The sequence below is a fragment of the Streptomyces sp. NPDC014676 genome (assembly GCF_043084105.1).
Lineage (GTDB): Bacteria > Actinomycetota > Actinomycetes > Streptomycetales > Streptomycetaceae > Streptomyces.
In genome coordinates, this window is the sequence record NZ_JBIBZI010000006.1 from 409,001 (window position 1) to 433,146 (window position 24,146).

The following is a 24,146-nucleotide window of genomic DNA, read 5'->3' on the forward strand; positions in this document are numbered from 1 at the left end:
GAAAGTTTCCGTGAAATTCACAGCCCTGGAACTACTGACAACCAGGTGAACGCCGGGTACCGTCCTGTGCCAGTTCACTCGTGTGGACCACACCACAGCGGAGTATCCGTCGTGGCATCACCTTCCTACTCGGATCGTCCGGCACGTTCCTGCCGGTAGAAGGGGACCATTCACCATGGCCACTGTCACGTTCGACAAGGCGACCCGGATCTACCCCGGTTCCACCAAGCCCGCCGTCGACGCGCTGGAGATCGACATCGCGGACGGCGAGTTCCTCGTCCTGGTCGGTCCGTCCGGTTGCGGCAAGTCCACCTCGCTCCGCATGCTCGCGGGGCTCGAGGACGTCAACGGCGGTGCGATCCGCATCGGTGACCGTGATGTCACGCATCTGCCGCCGAAGGACCGGGACATCGCCATGGTGTTCCAGAACTACGCGCTCTACCCGCACATGACGGTCGCGGACAACATGGGCTTCGCGCTCAAGATCGCGGGTGTCAACAAGGCGGAGATCCGGCAGAAGGTCGAGGAGGCGGCGAAGATCCTCGACCTGACCGAGTACCTGGACCGCAAGCCGAAGGCGCTCTCGGGTGGTCAGCGTCAGCGCGTCGCGATGGGCCGTGCGATCGTGCGTGAGCCGCAGGTGTTCCTCATGGACGAGCCGCTGTCCAACCTGGACGCCAAGCTCCGTGTGTCCACCCGTACGCAGATCGCGTCGCTGCAGCGCCGCCTGGGCATCACCACGGTCTACGTCACGCACGACCAGGTCGAGGCCCTCACCATGGGTGACCGTGTCGCGGTTCTCAAGGACGGCCTGCTGCAGCAGGTGGACACCCCGCGGAACATGTACGACAAGCCCGCGAACCTGTTCGTCGCCGGCTTCATCGGTTCGCCGGCCATGAACCTGGTCGAGGTTCCGATCGCCGACGGTGGTGTGAAGTTCGGCAACTCGGTGGTGCCGGTGCAGCGTGACGCGCTCTCCGCGACCAGCGACAAGACCGTCACCGTGGGTGTGCGTCCCGAGCACTTCGACGTGGCCGGTGCCGACGCCGACAAGGGTCTCGCGGTCACCGTGAACGTCGTCGAGGAGCTGGGCTCCGACGCGTTCGTGTACGGCACGGCGCAGGTGGGTGGCGAGGCCAAGGACATCGTGGTCCGTGTCGGTGGCCGTGAGGTTCCGGAGAAGGGCAGCGAGCTGCACGTCGTGCCGCGCGCGGGTGAGACCCACGTGTTCTCGACGTCGACCGGTGCGCGCCTGTCCGACTGACGTCATCGCGTGGAAGGGCCCCGCGGCTTGCTGCGGGGCCCTTCGCGTTGTCGACAAATACCCCGGCATACCGGTCATTTCGACCTCGTACGTCAACACGCCGCACTGAGTACGGAGTTCCGTGTCCCCCGTAACGGTGACGGAATGTTTTCTTGTCGCTACCGGGCGCTACCCTCACACGCGTGAAGCACTCCACTAACCGTCAGACGCGTCGCGGCCGGGGCCCCGCCCGCCGGATCGGCCGCTCCCTCGCCCTCGTCCTGCCCGTCGTCCTGGTGCTCTCCGGGACTTTCGCGGTCGCGCGGGTCAATTGGTCGGGGGCTTCCTCGAGCCCTGTGCTCGCGGCCGCCTCCGGTGCCTCCTCCGGTGCCGGCGCCCAGGCGCCGCAGCACGCGCTGCGGGACAAGCTGCTGGTCGAGTTGCAGGAGGAGAACCCGGGTGTGGCGCTCACCCACCTCCAGCAGGCCGTGAACGACCGCCCGTCGCTGGCGAAGCACTGTGCGTCCATCGCGCGTGCCCTCGGCAAGGCGGCGGTCCGTGTCTACGGTCCCACCAAGGCCCAGTCCTACGCCCGCCCGGTCTGCGACACCTCCTTCGCCTCGGGCGTCACCACAGCCAACCGCTGACACGGCTGCCCCGCTCCCGCGGGCAGCCGCATACCGCGTTTCCGCGGGCAGTCGTGCCTCCCTCAGTGCCTCAAGGGCCTGGGAGGTACCCCCAGCGGCACGGGTGGGCGCGACGGCACCCCCGCAAACGCCGGACTGCGTGACCACTCCCCCGGCCCACACCGACACGGGGCACCCCGCAAAGCACCGGCACCAGCACAGGGCACCTGTAAAACCCCGAACGCCGCGCCGCGTAAAGTGCGGGCATGACCGATCCGCGAGCCGTCGCCCGCCCCGTACAAGCCGTAGTCCTGGCCGGAGGCCAGGGATCCCGGCTCCGGCCGTACACCGACGACCGCCCCAAGCCGATGGTCGAGATCCCGGGCACGGGAACCCCGATCATCGGCCACCAGCTCTCCTGGCTCGCCGAGGAGGGTGTGACGGACGTGGTGGTCTCCTGCGGTCACCTCGCCGAGGTCCTGCAGAAGTGGCTGGACACCGCCGACCTGCCCCTCTCCGTCACCACCGTCGTGGAGACGGAACCCCTCGGCCGCGGCGGCGGCCTGAAGTACGCCGCCGCCCGCCTCCCGCACCCGGACCGGCCCTGGTACGCCACCAACGGCGACATCTGGACCCGTTTCTCGCTGCGCGACATGGCCGACTTCCACACCGAGCGCGACGCCGTCGCGACCCTGGCCCTGGCCCGTCCGCGTATCCCGTGGGGCGCGGTGCGCACGGACGGCTTCGGGCACATCACCGACTTCATCGAGGCGCCGCCGTCGACCTTCGAGATCAACGCGGGTGTGTACGTCTTCTCCCCGGAGTTCGCCGGTCTGCTCCCGGAGCGCGGTGACCACGAGCGCACCACGTTCCCGCATCTGGCGCGTGAGCGCCGTCTGGCCGGTTTCCCCATCCCCCAGGGCTCCTACTGGCGGGCGATCGACACCGCGAAGGACCTGACGGAGGCGGCGAAGGAGCTCTCGGCGCAGGGTCGCTGAAGTCTTTTCCCTTCCGCCCGTCACACCGTGGGGCCGGCGTCGTGTGCGTGAGGTCGGCCGTAGCCACCGCTTCCCTACGGCAGTGGGGTCCCGCACGTCGTCCGTGCGGGACCCCACTGCCGTGTGCGGGCTATCCCAGAAGGCCGCCCACGAGTCCCGGCCTCCCGGAGGAACCGCCACTGCCGCCGCTCGGTACGCCGTTGCCGCCGGAGGTGCCGGTGCCGCCCGAGGTGGGGCCGGAGCTGGTGCTGGGTGCCTGGCCGGCCGGGGAGGACTGCTGGGGCGGGGCCTGGCCGGCGCTGCCCTGGGTCTGGCTGGGGGTGCCGGTGGCCGCGCCGGCGCCCTGGGTCGCGCCCGGGGTGGTGGTACCGGCGGACGGGCTCGCCGCGTCCGAGGTGGCGTCCCGGGTGGGTGAGGTGGAGGTGGCCGGGGTCCGTTCCTTCTTCCGGTGTTGGCCGGACTCCTCCGGCAGCGGGGAGCCGGGCAGTTCGTTGCGCGGGGCTTCGCCGGGCCCGGGGACGACCACCCGGTCGGCGTCCCGCACGGCGCCGCCGAGCAGTGAGCCGACGAGCATGCTGAACCCGCAGACCACGAAGGTGACCAGGGCGCCCCGGCGCAGTACGTACCGGCGCAGGTCCCAGATGTCGGCGCGGGGACCGAGCCGGCGCCAGGCCCGGCTCGCGAGGCGGCCGTCGACGGAGTAGACGGGGGCACCCGCGATGATCAGCGGTGACCAGGCGGCGAGGTAGATGATGTCGGGGGTCTCGTAGGCGGGGACGCTCTTCCAGCTGACGGTGACCAGCAGGGCCGCCGAGAGCGCCGCCCCGACGACGGCGGCCAGGCGCTGCCAGCAGCCGAGGGCGGTCAGGACGCCGACGACGATCTGTGCGAAGGCGATGGCGAGCCCGGAGCCGATGGGGTGTTCGAGGGCGAACTGGCGCAGTGGCTCGGCGACTTCCCAGGGGTGCAGGGTGTGCAGCCACTTGACCATGGAGCCGCGCTTGCCGCCCTCGAAGTAGAGGGGGTCGCACAGCTTGCTCATCCCGGCGTAGACGGAGATGCCGCCGAGGAAGACGCGCAGCGGGAGCAGGACGACGCCGAGGTTCATCCGGCGGCCGGGGTAGTAGGCGTGCCGGGCCGGGTCGTCGCCGTGCCGCCTGGTGCGGCGGCCGGTGTCCTCATACCCGTCGTCGTGGGCGGGTTCGTCGTAGGCGGGTTCGTCGTAGGCGGGTTCGTCGTAGGCGCTGCCGACCGTGCGCATCGGGGGCAGCAGGGGCCTGTCGGCCGGGCGGCGCTGGGCGCCGACGAACGGGGTTTCGAGGGTCTGGGTGACCGGGTCGTCGGCGTGGTCGTACCCGGTGCCGGTGTGCGGGATGACCTGGGTGGCGCCGGCGTGGGTGAGCGGCTCGTCGGTGTGGCGGACGCCTTCGTGCCGTACGGCCTGGAGCAGTCGGTGGGCGCCGGTGTCGTCGGGTGCGGACCGGCCGCTCCAGACGACGGGCCGGCGGCGGGTGCCGGTCTGGCCCGGTGTGCCCACGGTGGTGACGACGGGGATGCGGGCGGTGTCCTCGGCGGCGCTCACGTGCCGTGCGATCCGCGGCGACTGGGCGCGTCGCGCCGAGCCGCCCAGCTGCACGCGGAAGCTGGCGTGATTGACGATGACCTGCGCCGGATCGCTCGGCACCTTCACCATGCTCAGCGCGGGAGCGTCGTCGAGTCCCGACGAGCGGTCCCCCGTGGGTGTGCGGGGTGTTCTCGTGTCCACACTCATCTAACCGAGTGACACGGCGTTAGGACACTGCCTTGACCCGCCGGAAGTGTCCGGACCGCGTCAAGCCTGCCCGGACCGCCCGGAACACCCCGCATGGGCGACCCAGCCGAACATCCGTCCAGCCCCGCCCGCTGCACTCGTCCGGCCGCGAAGGCCCCCGGCCGGCGGCCTTCGCCGCCCTCCGGAATCAGCCCCGCCGACGCGCCGCCTCGTACAGCACGATCCCCGCCGCCACACCGGCGTTGAGCGACTCCGCGCCGCCCGGCATCGGGATCCGGACCCGGAAGTCGCAGGTCTCGCCGACCAGTCGGGAGAGGCCCTTGCCCTCGCTGCCGACGACGATGACGACCGGTCCGTCCAGCGCGGCGAGGTCTCCGAGCTCGGCCTCGCCGTCGGCGGCCAGGCCGACGACCGCGATGCCGGCCTTCTTGTAGGCCTCCAGCGCGCGCGTCAGGTTGGTGGCGCGGGCGACGGGCGTACGGGCGGCCGTACCGGCGGACGTCTTCCAGGCGCCGGCGGTCATGCCGGCGGCGCGCCGCTCGGGCACGACGACGCCGTGGCCGCCGAACGCGGAGACGGACCGGACGACCGCGCCGAGGTTGCGCGGGTCGGTGACCCCGTCGAGGGCGACGATCAGCGGGTCCTGCCCCTCGTCGTGGGCGTTCGCGACGAGATCCTCGGGGTGTGCGTACTCGTACGGCGGGACCTGGAGCACCAGGCCCTGGTGGTTCAGGCCGTTGGTCATGCGGTCGAGCTCGGGACGCGGCGCCTCCATGAGGTTGATGCCGCCGCGCTCGGCCGCGAGCTGGAGCGCCTCACGCACCCGCTCGTCGTTGTCGATGAACTGCTGGACGTAGAGCGTGGACGCGGGCACGCCCTCGCGCAGCGCCTCGACGACCGGGTTGCGGCCGACGACGAGTTCGGAGGCCGAGCGGCCCCCGCCGCGCCGCTGCTGCGGGCGGCCGCCCTGGGCGCGGCGGACCTTCGCCTGGGCGGCGCGCTGCTTGGCGTGCCCCTTGCGCATCTCGGCGGGCGGCGTGGGTCCCTTGCCTTCCAGGCCCCGGCGCCGCTGGCCGCCGCTGCCGACCTGCGCGCCCTTCTTGCCGGACATGCGGCGGTTGTTCGCGGCCATGAGGTATCCGTCTCCGTGAAGTCGTGGGTGGTACTGCTTGTGTGCGTACGTCTGTGACGTGTGCCTATGAAGTGTGCCGCCCGGAGGCCCGGACGGCACAGTCGATCTTCGGATGCCGAGGTCGGAGCCGGTCGGGGCCCGGCTCCTCAGCGCGGGCCGAGGCTCCAGCGCGGCCCCTGCGGGCTGTCCTCGATCACCAGGCCGGACTGGCCCAGCTGGTCGCGGATGGCGTCCGCGGTGGGCCAGTCCTTGCGGGCGCGGGCGGCCTCGCGCTGGTCGAGGACCATGCGGACGAGGGTGTCGACCACGCCGTGGAGGTCCTCGCCGCGGCCGGTCTCGCCGGCCCAGTGCGGGTCGAGCGGGTCGAGGCCGAGCACGCCGAGCATGGCGCGGACCTCGGCGAGGCGGGCGACGGCCTCCTCCTTGTCGTCGGCGGCCAGCGCGCTGTTGCCCTGCCGGACGGTGGTGTGCACGACGGCGAGCGCCTGCGGGACGCCCAGGTCGTCGTCCATCGCCTCGGCGAACGCGGGCGGCACCTCGGTGGCGGGTTCGACGACGCCCCCGGCCTTCTCCACCACGCGCTGGACGAAGCCCTCGATCCGCGCGAACGCGGACTCGGCCTCGCGCAGGGCCTCCTCGCTGTACTCGATCATGGACCGGTAGTGCGGGGTGCCGAGGTAGTAGCGCAGCACGATGGGCCGCCAGCGCTTGACCATCTCGGAGACCAGGACGCTGTTGCCGAGCGATTTCGACATCTTCTCGCCGCTCATGGTGACCCAGGCGTTGTGCACCCAGTAGCGGGCGAACTCGTCGCCGTAGGCCTTGGCCTGGGCGATCTCGTTCTCGTGGTGCGGGAAGATCAGGTCGAGGCCGCCGCCGTGGATGTCGAAGGCGCTGCCGAGGTACTTGTGCGCCATCGCCGAGCACTCCAGGTGCCAGCCGGGGCGCCCACGGCCCCACGGGGTCTCCCAGCTCGGCTCGCCGGGCTTGGCCGCCTTCCACATCGCGAAGTCGCGCGGGTCCCGCTTGCCGGTCTCGCCCTCGGCGGACGGCTGGAGCAGGTTGTCGAGCTCCTGGTTGGACAGCCTCAGGTACTCGGGGAACGAGGCGACGGCGAAGTACACGTTGCCGTCGGCCTCGTAGGCGTGTCCGCGCTCGATGAGGCCGCGCATCATCTCGACCATCTCGGTGATGTGGCCGGTGGCGCGCGGTTCGTAGGTCGGCGGCAGGCAGCCGAGGGCCCGGTAGCCGTCGGTGAAGGCGCGCTCGTTGCCGTAGCCGATGGACCACCAGGGGCGGCCCTGCTCGGCGGACTTGGCGATGATCTTGTCGTCGATGTCGGTGACGTTGCGGATGAACGTCACCGACAGGCCGCGGTACTCGAACCAGCGGCGCATGATGTCGAAGTTCAGGCCCGAGCGGATGTGCCCGATGTGGGGTGCCGCCTGCACGGTGGCACCACACAGGTAGATCGAGACGCAACCCGGCTGGAGCGGGGTGAAGTCACGGATCTGCCGGGCGCTGGTGTCGTACAGGCGAATAGTCACGAGACCAGGGTAGTAGGCGCGGACGTGTGCGCGGTGCGCCTCGCTGTTTCGGGGACGTTTGTCATGGGCGGGCCCGGTGGGGGGTGTCGCGCCCGCATACCGGCGCAGCCCCGCGTCCCCCGGGCCGGACGGCTCACCCTTCTTTGACGACCAGTGCCGTCGCCACCGCCATGAGGCCCTCGTCCCTGCCGGGGAAGCCCAGGCCGTCGGTCGTGGCGCCCGAGACCGAGACCGGGGCGCCCGCCGCCTCCGAGAGGAGTTCCTGGGCTTCCTGCCTGCGTTTGCCGATCTTCGGGCGGGGGCCGATCACCTGGACGGCGATGTTGCCGATGCGGAAGCCGGCCTCGCGGACGATGCGGGCGGCCTCCGTCAGCAGGGTGGTGCCGGACGCGCCGGACCATTCGGGGCGTCCGGTGCCGAAGTGCTGTCCGAGGTCGCCGAGACCGGCGGCAGAGAACAGGGCGTTGCAGGCGGCGTGCGCGACGACGTCCGCGTCGGAGTGTCCCGCGAGCCCGGGACCCTCCCCCTCCCACTTCAGGCCGGCGCACCACAGTTCGCGGCCGTCCTCGAAGGCGTGGATGTCGGTGCCGATGCCGACCTGTGGCAGGGGGCACGGCTGTTCAGAAGCCATCGTTGAGCCTCCTGCGGGCGAGGACCGCCTCGGCGAGGACCAGGTCGAGGGGGCGGGTGACCTTGAAGGCCTCTTCGTGGCCGGGGACGGTGACGACGGTGAGGCCGAGTTGTTCGACCATGCTCGCGTCGTCGGTGACGTCGTCCTTCACGGTCTCGTGGGCGTGCACGAGGGTGGCCCGGTCGAAGCCCTGCGGGGTCTGTACGGCCCGCAGCAGTGACCGGTCCGGGGTGGCGGTCACGGGTTCGGGTTCGCCGGGGGCGGCGGGCTCGACCTGCTTGACCGTGTCGGCGAGCGGCAGTGCGGGGACGACGGCCGGCGCGCCGTCGCGTACGGCCTCGATGACGGTGTCGACGGTGTCCACGGGGACGAGCGGGCGGGCGGCGTCGTGCACGAGGACGATGTCGTAGCCGGGCGGCAGCGCGTCCAGGCCGAGTTTCACGGACTCCTGGCGGCTCTCGCCACCGGGGACGACGAGGAAGTCGGTGCGGTCGGGCAGTGCGTGTGCGTCGAGCAGCGACTTGACCTCGGGGGCGCCGTCGGGCGGGGCCACGACGACGACCAGGGAGACGGCGCGGGAGGCGGCCATCGCGCGGACGGCGTGGATGAGCATGGGGGTGCCGCCCAGCGCGCGGAGCGCCTTGGGGGCGCCCGGTCCGAGGCGTACACCACGGCCGGCGGCCGGGATCACGGCCGCCGTGCGGACGGTCGTACGGCCTGGTGCGGGGCTCGGCGACGGCGGGGGGAGCGGATCGTCAGACATCGGTTCCTGTCAGGTTTGTGTGCTCGGCCCAGGTGGGTATGGCCTGGGCGTACCCCCTGCTCCCGGAGCGGGGGGAGTGCCGGGCGTCCCGCCTTGACCAGGCCCTTCCGTGATTCTGGTCGAGTCGACCGCCCGGGCCCGGCACGCCAGGGATGGGGACGTGAGTCATGACACATTCCCCGGCGCGACGCAAGTGCAGCGTATGTACGCTGTCCGGGTACGAACATGCCGCAGCGCCCGGCGACGTCCATGACGTCATCGGGCACCGCGGCATTTCGAAGTGCTGAGTGTTGAGAGTGAGCCGCGGGCTGCGGCCTGCTCAGAAATCTCAGGAGGCGAGGACCTCGTCGAGCAGGGCCTCGGCCTTGTCCTCGTTGGTGTTCTCCGCGAGGGCGAGCTCGCTGACCAGGATCTGACGCGCCTTGGCGAGCATGCGCTTCTCACCGGCGGAGAGTCCGCGCTCGCGCTCACGACGCCACAGGTCACGTACGACTTCCGCGACCTTGATGACATCGCCCGAGGCGAGCTTCTCGAGATTTGCCTTGTAGCGACGGGACCAGTTCGTGGGCTCCTCCGCATACGGTGCGCGCAGCACCTCGAAGACCCGGTCCAGCCCGTCCTGACCGACCACATCACGTACGCCGACGAACTCCGCATTGTCCGCTGGCACACGTACCGTCAGGTCACCCTGGGCGACCTTCAGCACCAAGTAGGTCTTGTCCACGCCTTTGATCTGGCGAGTTTCGATAGCCTCGATCAGCGCGGCCCCGTGATGGGGATAGACCACGGTGTCGCCAACCTTGAACGTCATGTGACAGGTACCCCTTCCGTGGCTATCCAGGGTAACACGGATACGGCGTCTTCTGAATGGCGTTTTCGCAGGTCAGGGCCATTCTCGGGGCTTGACAACAGCAACAGGAACGTGCTGCGGACACCTAGCGGAAGCAGGTATTCGCAGGTCGGAGCGGCTCTCCGGCGCAAGCGAAACGCGCACGTTACACGCATCGGGAGCCCCGCACGAGCGGTCGAACATCCCCATATGTCCGGTTCCAAGTGCTCGAGTTCCGCTACTCCGTTCGGTGTGCCGGGCCGGGTTCCGGCCGAATCCGGAATTGATCACACGGTGCGAGGATGAGCGGCCGGTGATCAATTCCGGAGCCCTCCGCTCATTCCCTCACGAGAAATGCGCGATCACTATGGGAATGGCGCGGGAGTACGACGTGAAAGCGACCCAAGTGACTGGTGAGTCACTTGTGACTCAAGAGGCGGGGAGCGCCCGCTCCCGACCGCCGACGGGTGATGACGGAGGTTCCGGACACGCCTCACCGGGCCGACACGGGACGTCTCGGGAGGGTCGGGTGCGGTCGCGCGGGGACGGCTCGGTAACCTGAGGCCGCTGACAGACACTTAGGCGGCTTCACCCGGTCGCCGAACGACTCGAGTCAAGGAGTTGCCGCCGCCGTGAGCAGCAGCCTTCGACGCGGCGCTCTCGCCGCCGCCGCCATCGCGTTCTCGATCGCCTCGCTCTCCGCGTGCGCGGCCGGCCACAACGCCCAGACCCTGGAGATCCAGCCGGACAACGCGGCGACGACCGTCGGCGACATCAAGGTCCAGAACGCCACGGTCATCACCCAGCCCGATCTGGAGTCGACGGGCCCGGCGGTCGTCTCCGCCACCCTGTTCAACGAGGGCCGCACCGACCAGACGCTGGAGTCGGTCACCATCCCCGGCACCGGCAAGACCGCCGAACTGTCCCCCGCCGAGGGCGGCAGCCTCACCGTCCCGGCCGGCGGCTCGCTGATCCTCGGCGGCGAGGGCAACGCGTCCGCCGTTCTGCCCAGCAGCCGTGAGGCCGTCCAGGACGGCAACGCCCAGAAGGTCACCTTCACCTTCAGCAAGACCGGTGACGTGAGCCTGCGCGCGCTCGTCTTCCCGGCCGAGCACTTCTTCGAGAGCTGGGGCCCGACCGAGGAGGCCGCCGCGCCGGGCGCCTCGACGGAGCCGTCCGCGGAGTCCTCCGGCGAGCCGGCCGCCGGCGCCGGCACCACGGACGAGGCCACCGGCGCCCCGGAGGGCACGGAGAACGCCGGGAACGGCGGGTCGACGGAGACCGACGCCCCCTCGGACACCCCGACCGACGCGGCCTCCGCAAGCGCGCAGACCGGCCACTGATCACTCGCACGACGCGGAAGGGCGGGACCCCTGTTCGGGGTCCCGCCCTTCACTGCGTGCGTCACTGCGGGCAATCGTGCCTCCCCCAGTGCCTCAAGGGCCTGGGAGGTACCCCCAGGGCGGCACGGGTGGGCGGCGGGGGTCCCCCCGCTCGAGCGGAGCCGAGGGTGGGGGAGGCACCCCGCGAACGCCGGGCCGCGCAACACCCCCCGCCCCGCCACAGCCCTGCCACAGCACCGGCACCGGCGAACGCCGCGCCGCAGGCCTACGGCTCGAACTTGTACCCCAGCCCCCGCACCGTCACCAGGTACCGCGGCGCCCCCGGATCCGGCTCGATCTTCGCCCGCAGCCGCTTCACGTGAACGTCGAGCGTCTTGGTGTCGCCGACGTAGTCGGCCCCCCACACCCGGTCGATGAGCTGCATCCGCGTCAGCACCCGCCCCGCGTTCCGCAGCAGCATCTCCAGCAGATCGAACTCCTTCAGCGGCAGGTCGACCTTCGCACCGCCCACCGTCACCACGTGCCGGTCGACGTCCATCCGTACCGGCCCGGCCTCCAGCGCCGCCGGAGCGACCTCCTCCGGCTCCCCGCGCCGCCGCAGCACCGCGCGGATGCGGGCCACCAACTCCCGCGAGGAGAACGGCTTGGTGACGTAGTCGTCGGCCCCTATCTCCAGCCCGACAACCTTGTCGATCTCGCTGTCCTTGGCGGTCACCATGATGACGGGGACGTTGGAACGGCCGCGCAGCTGGCGGCAGACCTCGGTGCCCGGCAGGCCGGGCAGCATCAGGTCGAGAAGAACGAGGTCGGCGCCGTTGCGCTCGAACTCGTCGAGTCCGTCGGGCCCGGTGGTCGCGACGGCGACCTCGAAGCCCTCCTTGCGGAGCATGTACGACAGGGCGTCGGAGAAGGACTCCTCGTCCTCGACGACGAGCACACGGGTCACGGAAGGACCTCCGGGGAGGGAAGCGTTTCGTACGCGGATGAATCGGAAGAGTGGGGGGATGAGCGGGACACCCGCCGGGCCTCACCGTCGAGGCCGTGGGTGTCGCCGTCCTGAGGGGACGTGTCGTCCCGGTGGGACATCTGGTGGGCGCGGTCGCGGGCCGCACGGGCCTCCGGCAGCCGCAGGGTGAAGGTGGAACCCTGGCCCTCGGCGCTCCACACCGTGACCTCCCCGCCGTGCGAGGCGGCCACGTGTTTCACGATCGCGAGGCCGAGCCCCGTACCGCCGGTGGCGCGGGAACGGGCCGGGTCGACCCGGTAGAAGCGCTCGAAGATGCGCTCCTTGTCCTTCTCCGAGATGCCGATGCCCTGGTCGGTCACCGCTATCTCGATCAGGGCCCCGCCGGGCTGCGCGACCGTACGGGCCGCGATGCCCACGCGGGTGCGGGCGGGTGAGTAGTTGACCGCGTTCTCGACGAGGTTGCCGAGCGCGGCGGCGAGCTGGCCGCGGTTGCCCCATACGTGCAGGTCGGCGGTGCCGCCCGCGGCCATGGTGATTTCCTTGGCGCCGGCCTGGTGCCGGCAGCGGTCGATGGCCTCGGCGACGAGTTCGTCGACGCGGACGGATTCGGCGTCCTCCAGCGGATCGTCGTTCTGCACCCGGGACAGGTCGATGAGCTCCTGCACCAGGTTGGTCAGCCGGGTCGCCTCGATCTGCATCCGCCCGGCGAACCGTTCCACCGCCTCCGGGTCGTCGGCGGCGTCCATCACCGCCTCGGAGAGCAGCGAGAGCGCTCCGACCGGGGTCTTGAGCTCGTGGCTGACGTTGGCGACGAAGTCGCGTCGTACGGCCTCGATGCGGCGGGCCTCGGTGAGGTCCTCGACGAGCAGCAGGACGAGCCGGGAGCCGAGCGGCGCCACCCGCGCGGACACCGCGAGGGCCTCGCCGCGTCCGGTCCCCCGGCGGGGCAGGTCCAGTTCGACCTGGCGTATCTCGCCGTCGCGCCGGGTGTCGCGGGCCATCTGCAGCATGGGCTCCACGGCGAGCTTGCCGCCGCGGACCAGCCCGAGGGCGTACGCGGCGGAGCTGGCCTTGACGACGCCGTCGGCCTCGTCGAGGACGACGGCGGACGAGCGCAGCACGGACAGCACGGTGTCCACTCCCGGCGGAAGCACCGGGTCCGTGTGCAGGGAGGTGCGCGTGGGGCGCCTCTGTTCGCGCTCGCTGAAGCGGAACGCCAGCATGGCGATGACGCCGGTGAGCACACCGGCGATCGCTGCCACTGCGGCGACCGCCGCGTTCACGTCCATGTCTCCAGGTTAGGCATGGCGCGGGTGGTGCCCACAGCCGTCGGAGTGCGAGCTCGAACACTCGTCGCCCAGAGTTCACCTTGGAGCCAGGGGTGGTTCATGTGAGGTGGCTGAATCGGACGCGTAGAGGACACAACGTGGGAGCGTGGGGAGGAGAGCAGGCCCCTGAAGTCCGGATGAAGAAGTACGAGAGGAACCCTGATGCGGGACGCGTACCACGAGGAACTGGATTCGATCGGCGACGGTCTGGTGGAGATGGCCCGGCTGGTCGGGTCGGCGATCGGACGCGCCACGACGGCCATCCTCGACGCCGATCTGAAGCTGGCGGAGAGCGTGATCGAGGCCGACCAGAAGGTCGACGAGCTCCAGCACGACCTGGAGGCGCGGGCCATCGCCCTGCTGGCCCGCCAGCAGCCGGTGGCGACCGACCTGCGCATAGTCGTCACCTCGCTGCGGATGTCGGCCGACCTCGAGCGTTCGGGCGACCTGGCCCAGCACGTGGCCAAGCTGGCCCGGCTGCGCTACCCGGAGCGGGGGGTGCCGCGTGATCTGCACGCCACGATCCTGGAGATGGGCCAGCTCGCGCAGCGCCTGATGGCGAAGGCGGCCGAGGTGATCATCACCAAGGACGTCGACCTGGCGCTCCAGCTGGAGCAGGACGACGACGCGATGGACCTCCTGCACCGCACGCTCTTCCAGCACCTGATGGACGACCGCTGGAAGCACGGCATCGAGACGGCCGTCGACGTCACGCTGCTGGGCCGGTACTACGAGCGTTTCGCCGATCACGCGGTCTCGGTCGCCAAGCGGGTGGTGTACCTGGTCACCGGCGAACACGCGGACGAGATCCAGTCGGACCTGCAGCCGGTGCCGGGGGTCGAGGGGGCCTGACGGCCGGCGTGACCCCGCGCGACGGGGTCTGACGGCGGTCGTGACCCCGCGCGCGGGGGCCGGCCGGGATCCGTACGAGCTCCAATGCGCCGTTGCTGCGCCCGGCGGAGCGGGCGTCCAATGGGGGCAGGTGTGCACAGGCGCCAGCCCTGAGGAGGGACCCATGGCCGAATCCCCCAGCACGACACCCGACCCCGCGCGGGAGCGCGAGACCGAGCAGCCCGCCGAGATCAGGAACCTCACCCTGATCGCCGCCTGCGGCTGCGGTTCGGGCTGCGGCTGCGGCTGCCAGTCGGGCAGTCCCTGCCAGTGCGGCTGACGCCGTACGCATCCGGCCCGTCATCGCCCGAGGACCCCGGCGCCCGTCATCGGCGCCGGGGTCCTCGGCGTGCCGGTGGGTGCGGCGGGGCGCAGGATGGGAGATGGGCGGCAGTGACGCAACCCGAAAGCCCGGAAGTTCGGAAGTTCGGAAGGAGGTGCGGAGCCATGACCCAGTTCATGGACGTCCACCACGGCATGGAGGGCATCACGGAGGAGAAGCTGCGGCAGGCCCACGAGTCCGACCTCGCGATCCAGCAGGAGGAAGGAGTCCACTTCCGGCAGGCGTGGGCGGACCCGGAGTCCGGCACGATCTACTGCCTCTCCGAGGCCCCCTCCGCCGAAGCCGTCCAGCGCATCCACGAACGCACCGGCCACAAGGCCGACGAGATCCACGCGGTGACGCTGTCGGTCTGACCGGCATGTTCGCACCCCCGCGGAGGCCGGCCCCTCTCAGGAGGCACTGACCTCCGCGGCCTTCTCCACCACGACCGCTTCCTTCTGCGGAAGCTCCTCCTCCGGAAGCCGCCGCATCAGCAGTCCGTATCCGAGGCCGGCCACCGTCCCGACGACGGCGCACATCCCCCACAGCCACTCGGCGCCCCAGTGGTCGATGACGAACCCGGACATCAGCGGGGCGACGAGTGAGGCGACCGCCCAGGACATGGTGTACATGCCCTGGTAGCGCCCGCGTCCGTGCACCGGGGAGAGGCGGACTACCAGCCCGGTCTGGGTCGGCGCGTTGACGATCTCGGCCAGCGTCCACACGCACACGGTGAGGGCGAAGACGCCGACCGACCCGGCGAAGGCGGTGAGCCCGAAGCCGTATCCGGCGAGCAGCGAGGAGACCACCAGCAGCCGTCCGGGGTCCCGGTGCTCGATGAACCGGGTGACGGGAAGCTGCAGGACGACGATCAGTACGCCGTTGACGGCGATGGCCATCCCGAAGTCCGCGGGCGTGAACCCGGCCTCCCCCATGGCGACCGGAAGTCCCAGGTATCCCTGCTGGAAGACGAGGGCGATGAGGAAGGACAGTCCGACGACCCCCATGTACCGCCCGTCGCGCAGCACGGTCAGGAGGGAGACGGAGCCGCTCTCCCCGGAGCCGCCCGGGGAGTCCTTGCCCTCCGGCCGGGACTCGGGCAGCTTCACGAAGACGAGCACGGCGCAGACCAGCGTCATGCCCGCCTCGATCAGGAACCCGGCGAGGTAGCTGTACTCGGCGATGAACCCGGCCCCCGCGGAGGAGATCGCGAAGCCGAGGTTGATGGCCCAGTAGTTGAGCGAGAAGGCCCGGATACGGTCCTCCGGCCGCACGATGTCGGCCATCATCGCCTGTACGGCGGGCCGGGAGGCGTTGGAGGCCATGCCCACGAGGAACGCGACGGCCGCGATGGCGACCGGGTCCCGCATGAAGCCGAGCAGCGCCACGGACAGGGCGGTGGCGGTCTGCGCGACGAGCAGCGTGGGCCGCCGCCCCAGCCGGTCGGTCATCACCCCGGCGCCCAGCGACGAGATCACCCCGCCGAGGCCGTGCAGCGCGGCGACGAGCCCGGCGTAGGAGGCGGAGTACCCCCGGTCGAGCGTGAGGTACAACGCCATGAAGGTGGCGACGAACGCCCCGAGCCGGTTGACGAGGGTGCTGGTCCACAGCCACCAGAACTCGCGGGGAAGCCCGGAGACCGACTCACGCACGGCACGTCTCAGTCCGTCGACCGACATGGAACCCCCGTAGAAGATGTAAGCGTCTGAAGCGGCATGCACAACTTACGAAGCGGAGGGCCGGGGTAACCACTCAATTAACAGATCCCGTCAACCGTCCGCCAAGCGGGCAGGGCGCGCGGCCCGTACGGGGTGTCGATTACGCTCGGGCACATGGCCGACGCACCGTACAAGCTGATCCTCCTCCGCCACGGCGAGAGCGAGTGGAACGAGAAGAACCTGTTCACCGGCTGGGTGGACGTCAACCTCACCCCGAAGGGCGAGAAGGAGGCGACGCGCGGCGGCGAGCTGCTCAAGGACGCCGGCCTGCTGCCCGACGTGCTCCACACCTCCCTCCAGAAGCGCGCGATCCGCACCGCGCAGCTCGCGCTGGAGGCCGCCGACCGCCTGTGGATCCCGGTGAACCGCAGCTGGCGCCTGAACGAGCGTCACTACGGCGCCCTGCAGGGCAAGGACAAGGCGCAGACCCTCGCGGAGTTCGGCGAGGAGCAGTTCATGCTGTGGCGCCGCTCCTACGACACCCCGCCGCCGGCGCTGGACCGGGACGCCGAGTACTCCCAGTTCTCCGACCCGCGCTACGCGACCCTCCCGCCGGAGCTGCGCCCGCGGACGGAGTGCCTGAAGGACGTCGTCGTCCGGATGCTCCCGTACTGGTTCGACGCGATCGTCCCCGACCTCCTGGCCGACCGCACGGTCCTGGTCGCCGCCCACGGCAACAGCCTGCGCGCCCTGGTCAAGCACCTCGACGGCATCTCGGACGCCGACATCGCGGGCCTGAACATCCCGACGGGCATCCCGCTGTACTACGAGCTCGACTCGGACTTCAAGCCGGTCACCCCCGGCGGCAAGTACCTCGACCCGGAGGCGGCCGCCGCCGCCATCGAGGCGGTCAAGAACCAGGGCAAGAAGAAGTAGCCCGAACGCTTTAAGCCCCCTACCTGCGACTTTTTCGCGAGTAGGGGGCTTATGGCTGTCCTGGGGCCGTCTTTGGACCGTCAGGAGTGGAGGTCACGTCGCCACTCGTACGCACCGGGTGACGTCTCGGCCACCTCACGGGGGTAGGCCTCGCGCACCCGGGTGAGAAGGCCGCGCTGTTCGGCGGCCCATGCCGGCGGTGGCACGAACAACGGGATGGTGACCGTGATTCCGGTCGACGGCCCGTCGTGCACGGACACCAGGAGCCCGCCGCTCCCCTCGGGCTCGAACCTCATGGAGGGAGTCCGCCCGGAGTCGGGCCATGTGGCGAACCGTCGGTTCTCCAGCCGCGTCAAAGCCTCCTCCCAGTCCTCCAGGTCCTCAGGGAAGAGGGTCACCACGAAGGAGGCGCTGAGGGACTCCTCAGCCGCTATGACGATCTCGCAATCGAGGAGGTCGTGGCCGGTCAGGATTCCGGGCTGAGAGCGACCCAGGACGCGCACGGAGACACTGTGGCCACTGGTGCCGGGCCTGTCGGCCAGATGGATCAGATCGATGACCCCATCCGCGGAGTGCACGGGTTCCCTCCTGTGGCCGATCGGGGCGTGGTCAGGGCTCGAGGAAGCCCGGCTCCGGCTGTCGCCTCACCCTGGCCTGCGCTCCCACATCGCGGAGAGCCGCGACGGCCGCCTCGGCGTCTTCTTGCGACACGTCGGCGAGGATCACGGCGGGTACCCGAGTGGCCAGGACTTTGCTGCGCCAGAGGCTCAACCCCGTGAGCCGCCGTACGACATGGGCGACGCTCAGCGGGCGAGTGCCGGGGGCAGTGAGCACCACGGCATGAGGCACATCGTCGCACACCAGCGGGAAGTACTCGTCAGCCATGGCCCCTCATCCGTCTCCGGTCCCGGAGCATACGAACCCTCAGCCGTCATCGCACCTCGATCGGATGGCCCGGGTACGGGGGGAGGGCCCTGATGTTCTCCCCCGCGTACGGGCGGCTCACCCGCCCCCCGCCTCGCACCGTCCGCGAAAGCCGGACGCCAACGTGAGATCACCGACGGAGTCGAACGCCTCCACTTCCTGCCGCGCCGCGACGGGAACACCGGCCGATGGTGAGGTGGCGCAGGCCGGGCATGCCTCAGTAGAGGATGACTCTCCACAGTTCGACCCACAGCATCCGGCCACTGTCCGTGTCGCGCACCTGGACCCGGTCGTCCTCCACCTGCCGGACGGTGCCGTAGATCGTGGCGTCCGGGAGGTCCACCCTGACGGTGTCGTACACGTCCAGGTCGTCCTCCACCGGGCGGAACCACGTGTGCCTGCAGCGGTCGCAGCGGTAGCTGACGGCATCCCGTCCTCGGGCAGAGGACGGGATGCCGATGCGGACCTCCTCGACGCGGCACCTGGGGCATGGATCGGCGGTATGCGCGCCTATTGAGCGGGACATCGTCCTATCCTCCGGCTGAGCAGCGGAGCTCAGCAACTGCCGGGGGGCGACAACGACGGTTCAGCCGCCCCTGCGCGCGGACGATCCACGATCCACGCGCAGGAGTGCCGTACCGGCTCATGGAGCCGCGGGCGCGGTCGGCCCGCGCGGCGCTCAGAGGTCGGAAAGTCCCGTCAGGGCGGCCATCTGCTGGATCGTCACCGGGTCCGCGACGCCGGAGTAGGCGCGCACCTCGTCCACCCTGCCCGCGAAGTACTCCCCCCGTCTCGCCCGAGCCAGGCGTCAGCCGGCTCGAAGGAGACGCCGTTCCTCCGAAGCGGCTCGACCCGTGCGACCCACTCATCGTCGACCGGGTAAGAGTGGACGGCGTTGTCGGGGTCGCTCGACAGGCCCTCTGTGTCTCCTCCGCCGGGTTAGCCTCGTGCCAGCCCGTCTGCGGAGGATGTGTTCATGCCCAGTTACGACAGTTCCCGTTCACGGCTGCGGCTGGCCGACCGTCATGTGCGGGTGCTCGCCCGCCTTGCGGAAGGAAAGACGCCGAGCGCGGAGCTCTTCCCCTCGCTCGGGGAGCTCCAGGCGCTCGGGCTGGTCGGCGAGGAGGGACAGCTCTCGCCTCTCCTGCGGGAGTTGACGGAAGCGCTCGGAGCTCCCGTGCTCACCATCAGTGTCGAGATCACCGGAGAGGCCGGTCCCGTGCACCACGGTGCCGTCGTCGGGCCGAACTCGGTGATCGCCCACGAAGGGTGGCCGGGCGAGGAGGAGTCGGAGTACATCCCGGTCGAGCCGAGCACCCTCGTCTTCGAGCTCGCCCGCATGGTTCACCTGCGTCGTGGTGCCGACGAGCAGCCGGCCGCGCCCCGGGTCGTATCGACCATGAGGGCTCTGGACGGCGCCTTCGCCGTGATCACGGCTCCGTCCGGGGAGGCCGAGGAGGACCGGGACGCCGTGCACAAGGCCGTCACCGACGCCGGCACCCCCGGGGAGATGGCGGGCCCGCTGACCGAGCTGGTCCTCGCCCTGAACTCGTACTGGCGTGTCACCGTCGCCTGGGACGGGGAGCACGACGGTGCGCACGCCCCGATGCTGCGCAGTCTCGCCGTCTGGGACTGCGGCCCGCGGGGGTACTGGATCCGTGAGCAGCCGAAGGAGCCGATCCTGCCCGGTCAGGTCACACCGGAGAGCCCTCTGGAGCTGGTGCGTTCGGACGCCGGGGAGATCTGGCGCCGGTTGACCGGCCTGCTGCCGGAGAAGGAGGAGTTGGGGCCGCGGCCCTGAGCGGGACGGCCCACTACTCCGCCCGGTCCGAGAAGCGCTGCATCAGGGCGAAGGGGGAGGACAGTGCGGCACCGGTCAGGGTGAGGACGTCGGTGTCCACCTCTTCCAGCACGATGGCGAGGGCGAGGTCCACGGCGTCCACCGGGCCGGTCGCCGTACCCGCGCCGGCGATGTCGGCGGGTGGGATGTGCCGGCCGAGTCCGATCGAGACCCGGACCCCCTCTCTCCGCAGGACCTTCGCCTTTCCCAGGCCCTCCGAGGAGTACACGTACTCCCGGCCGTCGTAGGCGATGCGCAGCACCCGGTCCTCACGCTTCAGGGCCTTGGCGTTGAACCGCAGCTCCGCGTGCCGGCCGTCGAGGGTGAGCTCGGCCTTGAACAGCGACGGCCGCCCCGACCGGCGCTTCCCCCGGAAAACCGTCTCCGGGAAGGCGGGGCCACTCAACCGAGCAGTGTCCATTCCCTTCTCGAGTGGCTGGTACAGCGGGCAGCGCTCCACGACAACCGGGCCGAAGGGTCCCACGTCGCCCTCGACCCCTGCCTTGGGCCGCTCCCGCTTCGTCGCCTCGGTCCTGTACGGCAGCAGCTCGAACTCGAAGGACTCACTACTCGTTCCCATGGCGACAAAGGCTCTCATCTCTCGCGTCTGATCAGTCGAACGGGTTGAGCGCGCTGCCCAGCTTCTTGGCGCCGTCGGCGATCCCGTCGCCGAGGTCACCCACCTTGTCGCCCACCCACTCGGCGGCTTTCTCGGCGCCTTCCGTGATGTCGTCCCAGTGTTCTACGACCTTCAGTCCCCCGTAGACGAGGCCGGTGCCCACGGCCAGGCCGATCGTGAGCGGGGTGGGGGCCACCATCGCCGCGGTCAGGGAGGCGTTGAAGCCGGCCTCGGCGTAGTTGGCCAGATAGCCGGCCTTGCTCTTCTCCCACTCCTTGGCGTGGTCCATGGTGGCGATGTTGGCCACGGAGAACGCCGTCGCGCCCGCCGAGCCGACGATGCCCGCCCCGCGCCACAGCCCGGCGGTCTTCGCCGCCGCACTGAACCCGCCGGCCCTGCCGACCGTGATCAGGTTGGCCTGTCCCGCGCGGGTGACCGCCTGACCGGAGTGGGTCAGCCCGCCGTACATACGGGCCATGTCGTCCGACCCGGCGAAGAAGTTGATGGCCTGGTTGGGGGTGAAGCCCAGCAACTTGGCGTTCATGAAGCCGCGTTGACGCAGCGCGTCGAATCCGCCGCCCCAGCGGTCGCCCAGGAAACCGGAGCTGAAGGGCACGTTCGCGACCCTCTGGTACGTCTGGCTCCTCGACGCCATGTTGCCGAGCTGGCCGGGAAGCCAGCTTCCGGGCGCCGACAGCGAGCGGATCGGCGGGTTGTAGCTGCCGAGCCTGCTGCCCGCCCAGCGGAGGATGGGGTTGCTGCCCGCCGCCGTCCAGCGTGCGGCCAGGGCGTCCTTCATCGACCCGAGCTTCCCGGTCTTCACCGCGTTACCCAGCAGAACCTTGGTGCCCGAGAAGCCGCTCACCACCGAGACCTGGGCCGCGGCCGCCACGTTGAACGCGTCGCTGCCGAATTTGATCATCTCGGTGAGGGTCTCTTCGTGCGGCTCCAGACCCGGGATCGTCGAGAGGGCGTGCGCCTCCAGCCGTGCGACGTAGTCGCCGAGTTTCTCCCCCGGCCGCCGTCTCAGGCTTTCGGCGTTCGGGTCGTCGCTCGCCGCTACCGAGTTGACCAGCAGGAACGTCTCCGGCGTGATCCCCTCACCCTGGTACTTCTCCAGGTCCTGCGCCGTGAATCCGGCCCACAGCAGCCCGGCCGTCGGGTCGCCGTTCTCCAGACGGAGCAGGGTCGCGCGTCTGCGCAGGTCCTTGGCCTCGTCACGGGTCCAGGACCGCATCGGTCCCAGGGGCGCCAGCTGCCCGCTCACCCCCAGACGGGCAGCGCGGGTGAAGGCCTCGTCGAGGCGGTCCTCGACACCACCTCGGCCGTCCAGGAGCTTCGCCAACTGCTCCAGGTCCTCGGGATCCGCCCCCCGAAACGCCATCGCTCGCCCCGTCCCTCGATCGCCTGCCCGGCCCTCGCGGCTCGCGGCTCAGGATAGGACGCCGGACGGGGAACGGATGTCATGGCCGCATCAAGGACATCGTTGTGAGCGGTTCGCCGGGCTGCACCGGGACGCCAAGGGCTCTGACCGGATCCGCCGCGGCCGGACGGCCGACGGAGACGGGCGGCCGTCTGGGGAGGAGGCGCATCCGGGGCCCCGGCCCCCACCACGGCCCCACGGACCGCGGCGGGGGCGGGACGGGCCGATTCGCGGTCGGCGGGTTTGCCGGGTCGGCAAACCCGCTCGGGTCTTCGAGGTGGTCTTCCGCATGATCGAGGCACGGCAGACCGCCGATCCCGGAGGAGGGCGCATGAGCAGGAAAGCCACGGAGATCACGCACCGGCTGGTTCCCTCGCCCGGGGGCCGGATCCATCTCGCGGAGCAGGGAAGCGGGCCGCTGGTGCTGCTCGTGCACGGGTTCCCGGAGTCCTGGTACTCCTGGCGCCACCAGTTGCCGGCCCTCGCGGCGGCGGGGTACCGCGCGATCGCCGTCGACGTGCGCGGGTACGGGCGCTCCTCCAGGCCGGCCGCGGCGGAGGCGTACCGGATGACGGCCCTGGTGGAGGACAACGTCGCGGTGGTGCGCGCCCTGGGCGAGGAGTCGGCGGTGGTGGTCGGCCACGACTGGGGCGCGAACATCGCCGCGAACTCCGCGCTGCTCGCGCCGGGGGTGTTCCGCGCGGTGGGGTTGCTGAGCGTGCCCTACGCCCCGCGCGGCGGGCCCCGGCCCCGTGACGTCTTCGCCGGGATGGGGGGCGACGAGGAGTTCTACCTTTGATCTTGCGCAGTGCTCCCCCGTTCACGGGGGAGGTGAAGCGCATCTCAATACTGCTCTGACCTTGGTTTTGGGAACGGATCTGCGCTGTTGGCCTCAGCCGGGTCACACGGGGCGCTGCTGGTTCTCGATTGTTAAACGACGTGACGGCCAGTCCGTACATCGGGATTCGGATTCCACCGCGGTGACATAAGCCAAACGGTATCGTGATCGAGTGACTACGGAGCGTGCATGGGAGAAGAGGCGGTTCGGGCATCGTGCCCGACTCGCGCTGACCTCTGCGCACATCCGGCTCATGGACGACCAGGCGCACGCGGCCCGCACCCTGTGGAACCTGCTGCACGACTGGTGGACGATGCTGCCCGAGGACAAGCGTTCCCTGGCCGCAGCGGACACGGCGATCCGCCAGGCCCGAGGCGAGATCGACTGGCTCGCCGTCCTCCCCGCCCAGGCCGCGCAAGCGGTACTGAAGACTTACTTCCAGGCATGGAAGAACTGCTGGGACGGCCGCGCCGGGGCGCCGAACTTCAAGGCCCGCATCCGCACGGTGATGTCCGTGGACATCCCGCAGGGCCGGGATCTGAACATCACCCGCGTGCACCGCCGCTGGGGCATGGTCAACATCCCCAAGGTCGGACGGGTCCGGTTCCGCTGGACCAGGGACCTTCCCGTGGGCAAGCGTGCCGACAAGGAGAACCGGATCACCGGGGCACGCCTGGTCAAGGACGCGCTCGGCTGGCACATCGCCTTCCGCGTCCAGAGCCTCGAAGCCAGGCCCGAGCCTCACCAGGGACCCGAGGTCGGCATCGATGCCGGGGTGAACCTGCCCCTCGCCCTCTCCGACGGCAACCACCAAGATCACGGACGCCCGCCCCGCCTTTTCGACGGGACGGCCGACCGGGACAAGTGGCTGAACCCGCGGGAGCAGGCCAAACTGCTCGGCCTGGAACAACGCGCCGCCCAGCGCAAGCAGCACCGGGGGCGTGGGGAGAAGACCTCCCGCCGCCTGCGGCACACCTACGACCAGATCAAGCAGCTCCGCGCAACAGCCACGCGCCGCGCCGTTGACTGGCAGCACAAGACCACTACCGACATTGCCAAGCGGTACGGCACCGTCGTGGTCGAACAGCTCAACATCAAGAACATGGTCAAGTCCGCCAGAGGCACCATCGAGGAACCCGGCAGGAACGTCGCGCAGAAATCCGGCCTGAACCGCTCCATCAGCCAGGAGGCATGGGGCCGCACCGTGACGATGCTGACGTACAAGACCGCCCGCCACGGCGGCACCCTGCACAAAGTTCCCGCCCCCAACACCTCCCTGCGCTGCTCAGCCTGTGGTTTCACCACACCGGGCAGCCGGGAGGACCAGGCCACGTTCGTGTGCAAAAACCCCGGCTGCGGATGGTCCGGCAACGCCGACTGGAACGCAGCCCGGAACATCCTGCACCTGTACCGGACGGGCCACGCGCTCATCCCGGCTGCCGGGAGGGCAGTCGTCAGGCGTCCCCGTGGCGTCAAGCCCGCCACCGCAAGGTAGGCAGGAATCTCCCTCGTTCACA

The 24,146-nt window shown here is 70.5% G+C and carries 24 protein-coding genes and 1 pseudogene; 11 read left to right on the plus strand and 14 right to left on the minus strand.

The window, feature by feature from the left end; genetic code table 11:
- The first annotated feature begins 175 nt into the window (after positions 1–175).
- The 3 genes from ACF1DX_RS19990 to ACF1DX_RS20000 all read left to right on the plus strand — a co-directional run bounded on the left by ACF1DX_RS19990 (position 176) and on the right by ACF1DX_RS20000 (position 2,867).
- Positions 176–1,264 carry an ABC transporter ATP-binding protein gene (locus ACF1DX_RS19990; RefSeq protein WP_391792492.1) on the plus strand — a complete coding sequence of 363 codons (1,089 nt, stop codon included), beginning with the start codon at positions 176–178 and terminating at the stop codon, positions 1,262–1,264.
- Between the two features lie 182 nt (positions 1,265–1,446).
- Positions 1,447–1,890 carry a hypothetical protein gene (locus ACF1DX_RS19995; protein WP_391792493.1) on the plus strand — a complete coding sequence of 148 codons (444 nt, stop codon included), beginning with the start codon at positions 1,447–1,449 and terminating at the stop codon, positions 1,888–1,890.
- 245 nt (positions 1,891–2,135) lie between these two features.
- Positions 2,136–2,867, plus strand: coding sequence for a nucleotidyltransferase family protein (locus tag ACF1DX_RS20000; protein WP_085572515.1), 732 nt, complete (start codon positions 2,136–2,138; stop codon positions 2,865–2,867).
- Between the two features lie 130 nt (positions 2,868–2,997).
- Here the strand turns inward: ACF1DX_RS20000 and ACF1DX_RS20005 are convergent, their stop codons facing one another.
- From ACF1DX_RS20005 to ACF1DX_RS20030, 6 genes are all read right to left on the minus strand, one after another.
- Positions 2,998–4,638 (minus strand): DoxX family protein, encoded by a 1,641-nt coding sequence (locus tag ACF1DX_RS20005; RefSeq protein ID WP_391792494.1) that lies wholly within the window; start codon positions 4,636–4,638, stop codon positions 2,998–3,000.
- Positions 4,639–4,825: 187 nt separating this feature from the next.
- Positions 4,826–5,770 carry a 23S rRNA (guanosine(2251)-2'-O)-methyltransferase RlmB gene (gene rlmB, locus ACF1DX_RS20010; protein ID WP_391792495.1) on the minus strand — a complete coding sequence of 315 codons (945 nt, stop codon included), beginning with the start codon at positions 5,768–5,770 and terminating at the stop codon, positions 4,826–4,828.
- A 146-nt stretch (positions 5,771–5,916) separates the two neighbouring features.
- Positions 5,917–7,317 carry a cysteine--tRNA ligase gene (cysS, locus tag ACF1DX_RS20015; protein WP_391792496.1) on the minus strand — a complete coding sequence of 467 codons (1,401 nt, stop codon included), beginning with the start codon at positions 7,315–7,317 and terminating at the stop codon, positions 5,917–5,919.
- Positions 7,318–7,450: 133 nt separating this feature from the next.
- Complete coding sequence (ispF, locus tag ACF1DX_RS20020) at positions 7,451–7,948, minus strand: 2-C-methyl-D-erythritol 2,4-cyclodiphosphate synthase (protein ID WP_391792497.1); 498 nt, start codon at positions 7,946–7,948, stop codon at positions 7,451–7,453.
- A complete protein-coding gene (ispD, locus tag ACF1DX_RS20025; RefSeq protein ID WP_391792498.1) occupies positions 7,938–8,711 on the minus strand; it encodes a 2-C-methyl-D-erythritol 4-phosphate cytidylyltransferase in 774 nt (257 codons plus the stop codon). The genes ispF and ispD overlap by 11 nt, the downstream gene beginning before the upstream one ends.
- A 328-nt stretch (positions 8,712–9,039) precedes the next feature.
- The gene (locus ACF1DX_RS20030; protein ID WP_003953493.1) at positions 9,040–9,522 is read right to left on the minus strand and encodes a CarD family transcriptional regulator; all 483 of its coding nucleotides are present in this window, start codon (positions 9,520–9,522) and stop codon (positions 9,040–9,042) included.
- A gap of 650 nt (positions 9,523–10,172) precedes the next feature.
- Here ACF1DX_RS20030 and ACF1DX_RS20035 point away from each other — a divergent pair.
- Entirely contained in the window at positions 10,173–10,883 is a 711-nt protein-coding gene (locus ACF1DX_RS20035; protein WP_391792499.1) for a DUF461 domain-containing protein, read from the plus strand.
- Between the two features lie 265 nt (positions 10,884–11,148).
- On the opposite strand, the gene ACF1DX_RS20040 is transcribed toward ACF1DX_RS20035, so the two are convergent.
- Together ACF1DX_RS20040 and ACF1DX_RS20045 are read right to left on the minus strand one after the other, a co-directional pair.
- Positions 11,149–11,829: a response regulator transcription factor gene (locus ACF1DX_RS20040; RefSeq protein ID WP_161223910.1), complete on the minus strand. Its 681-nt coding sequence runs from the start codon at positions 11,827–11,829 to the stop codon at positions 11,149–11,151.
- Positions 11,826–13,139, minus strand: a complete 1,314-nt coding sequence (locus ACF1DX_RS20045) for a sensor histidine kinase (protein ID WP_391792500.1) — start codon at positions 13,137–13,139, stop codon at positions 11,826–11,828. The genes ACF1DX_RS20040 and ACF1DX_RS20045 overlap by 4 nt, the downstream gene beginning before the upstream one ends.
- A 201-nt stretch (positions 13,140–13,340) precedes the next feature.
- Between ACF1DX_RS20045 and phoU the strand changes: the two genes are divergently transcribed.
- From phoU to ACF1DX_RS20060, 3 genes are all read left to right on the plus strand, one after another.
- On the plus strand, positions 13,341–14,030 hold the full coding sequence (phoU, locus tag ACF1DX_RS20050; RefSeq protein ID WP_073934358.1) for a phosphate signaling complex protein PhoU: 690 nt from the start codon (positions 13,341–13,343) through the stop codon (positions 14,028–14,030).
- 163 nt (positions 14,031–14,193) lie between these two features.
- On the plus strand, positions 14,194–14,349 hold the full coding sequence (locus ACF1DX_RS20055; RefSeq protein WP_199822113.1) for a hypothetical protein: 156 nt from the start codon (positions 14,194–14,196) through the stop codon (positions 14,347–14,349).
- Positions 14,350–14,516: 167 nt separating this feature from the next.
- A complete protein-coding gene (locus ACF1DX_RS20060; protein ID WP_391792501.1) occupies positions 14,517–14,765 on the plus strand; it encodes an SCO4226 family nickel-binding protein in 249 nt (82 codons plus the stop codon).
- 36 nt (positions 14,766–14,801) lie between these two features.
- Here ACF1DX_RS20060 and ACF1DX_RS20065 read toward each other — a convergent pair whose 3' ends face one another.
- Entirely contained in the window at positions 14,802–16,070 is a 1,269-nt protein-coding gene (locus ACF1DX_RS20065) for an MDR family MFS transporter (protein WP_391792502.1), read from the minus strand.
- A gap of 153 nt (positions 16,071–16,223) precedes the next feature.
- On the opposite strand from ACF1DX_RS20065, the gene ACF1DX_RS20070 reads away from it, so the two are divergent.
- Positions 16,224–16,985 (plus strand): phosphoglyceromutase, encoded by a 762-nt coding sequence (locus ACF1DX_RS20070; RefSeq protein ID WP_391792503.1) that lies wholly within the window; start codon positions 16,224–16,226, stop codon positions 16,983–16,985.
- 80 nt (positions 16,986–17,065) lie between these two features.
- On the opposite strand, the gene ACF1DX_RS20075 is transcribed toward ACF1DX_RS20070, so the two are convergent.
- From ACF1DX_RS20075 to ACF1DX_RS20085, 3 genes are all read right to left on the minus strand, one after another.
- The gene (locus ACF1DX_RS20075) at positions 17,066–17,563 is read right to left on the minus strand and encodes a DUF5959 family protein (RefSeq protein ID WP_391792504.1); all 498 of its coding nucleotides are present in this window, start codon (positions 17,561–17,563) and stop codon (positions 17,066–17,068) included.
- A gap of 31 nt (positions 17,564–17,594) precedes the next feature.
- Entirely contained in the window at positions 17,595–17,870 is a 276-nt protein-coding gene (locus ACF1DX_RS20080) for a ribosomal protein L7/L12 (protein WP_391792505.1), read from the minus strand.
- Between the two features lie 256 nt (positions 17,871–18,126).
- The gene (locus ACF1DX_RS20085; RefSeq protein ID WP_391792506.1) at positions 18,127–18,288 is read right to left on the minus strand and encodes a hypothetical protein; all 162 of its coding nucleotides are present in this window, start codon (positions 18,286–18,288) and stop codon (positions 18,127–18,129) included.
- A 597-nt stretch (positions 18,289–18,885) separates the two neighbouring features.
- Here ACF1DX_RS20085 and ACF1DX_RS20090 point away from each other — a divergent pair.
- Complete coding sequence (locus ACF1DX_RS20090; RefSeq protein WP_391792507.1) at positions 18,886–19,710, plus strand: hypothetical protein; 825 nt, start codon at positions 18,886–18,888, stop codon at positions 19,708–19,710.
- Between the two features lie 13 nt (positions 19,711–19,723).
- Here ACF1DX_RS20090 and ACF1DX_RS20095 read toward each other — a convergent pair whose 3' ends face one another.
- Positions 19,724–20,329, minus strand: coding sequence for a hypothetical protein (locus ACF1DX_RS20095; RefSeq protein ID WP_391792508.1), 606 nt, complete (start codon positions 20,327–20,329; stop codon positions 19,724–19,726).
- Positions 20,330–20,360: 31 nt separating this feature from the next.
- On the minus strand, positions 20,361–21,752 hold the full coding sequence (locus ACF1DX_RS20100; RefSeq protein WP_391792509.1) for a PE-PGRS family protein: 1,392 nt from the start codon (positions 21,750–21,752) through the stop codon (positions 20,361–20,363).
- A gap of 370 nt (positions 21,753–22,122) precedes the next feature.
- Here ACF1DX_RS20100 and ACF1DX_RS20105 point away from each other — a divergent pair.
- Positions 22,123–22,587, plus strand: a pseudogene (locus ACF1DX_RS20105) (alpha/beta fold hydrolase); the annotation flags it as partial.
- 214 nt (positions 22,588–22,801) lie between these two features.
- The gene (locus ACF1DX_RS20110; RefSeq protein ID WP_391792510.1) at positions 22,802–24,124 is read left to right on the plus strand and encodes an RNA-guided endonuclease InsQ/TnpB family protein; all 1,323 of its coding nucleotides are present in this window, start codon (positions 22,802–22,804) and stop codon (positions 24,122–24,124) included.
- The last annotated feature ends 22 nt before the right edge of the window (positions 24,125–24,146 follow it).

What these genes read in the sequence shown, in the direction of transcription:
- ACF1DX_RS19990 (WP_391792492.1), top strand. Translation starts at nt 176, where the DNA reads ATGGCCACTGTCACGTTCGACAAGGCGACCCGGATCTACCCCGGTTCC.
- ACF1DX_RS20000 (WP_085572515.1), top strand. Translation starts at nt 2,136, where the DNA reads ATGACCGATCCGCGAGCCGTCGCCCGCCCCGTACAAGCCGTAGTCCTG.
- ACF1DX_RS20005 (WP_391792494.1), bottom strand. Translation starts at nt 4,638, where the DNA reads ATGAGTGTGGACACGAGAACACCCCGCACACCCACGGGGGACCGCTCG.
- rlmB (WP_391792495.1), bottom strand. Translation starts at nt 5,770, where the DNA reads ATGGCCGCGAACAACCGCCGCATGTCCGGCAAGAAGGGCGCGCAGGTC.
- ispF (WP_391792497.1), bottom strand. Translation starts at nt 7,948, where the DNA reads ATGGCTTCTGAACAGCCGTGCCCCCTGCCACAGGTCGGCATCGGCACC.
- ispD (WP_391792498.1), bottom strand. Translation starts at nt 8,711, where the DNA reads ATGTCTGACGATCCGCTCCCCCCGCCGTCGCCGAGCCCCGCACCAGGC.
- ACF1DX_RS20030 (WP_003953493.1), bottom strand. Translation starts at nt 9,522, where the DNA reads ATGACGTTCAAGGTTGGCGACACCGTGGTCTATCCCCATCACGGGGCC.
- ACF1DX_RS20045 (WP_391792500.1), bottom strand. Translation starts at nt 13,139, where the DNA reads ATGGACGTGAACGCGGCGGTCGCCGCAGTGGCAGCGATCGCCGGTGTG.
- phoU (WP_073934358.1), top strand. Translation starts at nt 13,341, where the DNA reads ATGCGGGACGCGTACCACGAGGAACTGGATTCGATCGGCGACGGTCTG.
- ACF1DX_RS20055 (WP_199822113.1), top strand. Translation starts at nt 14,194, where the DNA reads ATGGCCGAATCCCCCAGCACGACACCCGACCCCGCGCGGGAGCGCGAG.
- ACF1DX_RS20060 (WP_391792501.1), top strand. Translation starts at nt 14,517, where the DNA reads ATGACCCAGTTCATGGACGTCCACCACGGCATGGAGGGCATCACGGAG.
- ACF1DX_RS20065 (WP_391792502.1), bottom strand. Translation starts at nt 16,070, where the DNA reads ATGTCGGTCGACGGACTGAGACGTGCCGTGCGTGAGTCGGTCTCCGGG.
- ACF1DX_RS20070 (WP_391792503.1), top strand. Translation starts at nt 16,224, where the DNA reads ATGGCCGACGCACCGTACAAGCTGATCCTCCTCCGCCACGGCGAGAGC.
- ACF1DX_RS20080 (WP_391792505.1), bottom strand. Translation starts at nt 17,870, where the DNA reads ATGGCTGACGAGTACTTCCCGCTGGTGTGCGACGATGTGCCTCATGCC.
- ACF1DX_RS20090 (WP_391792507.1), top strand. Translation starts at nt 18,886, where the DNA reads ATGCCCAGTTACGACAGTTCCCGTTCACGGCTGCGGCTGGCCGACCGT.
- ACF1DX_RS20095 (WP_391792508.1), bottom strand. Translation starts at nt 20,329, where the DNA reads ATGGGAACGAGTAGTGAGTCCTTCGAGTTCGAGCTGCTGCCGTACAGG.
- ACF1DX_RS20100 (WP_391792509.1), bottom strand. Translation starts at nt 21,752, where the DNA reads ATGGCGTTTCGGGGGGCGGATCCCGAGGACCTGGAGCAGTTGGCGAAG.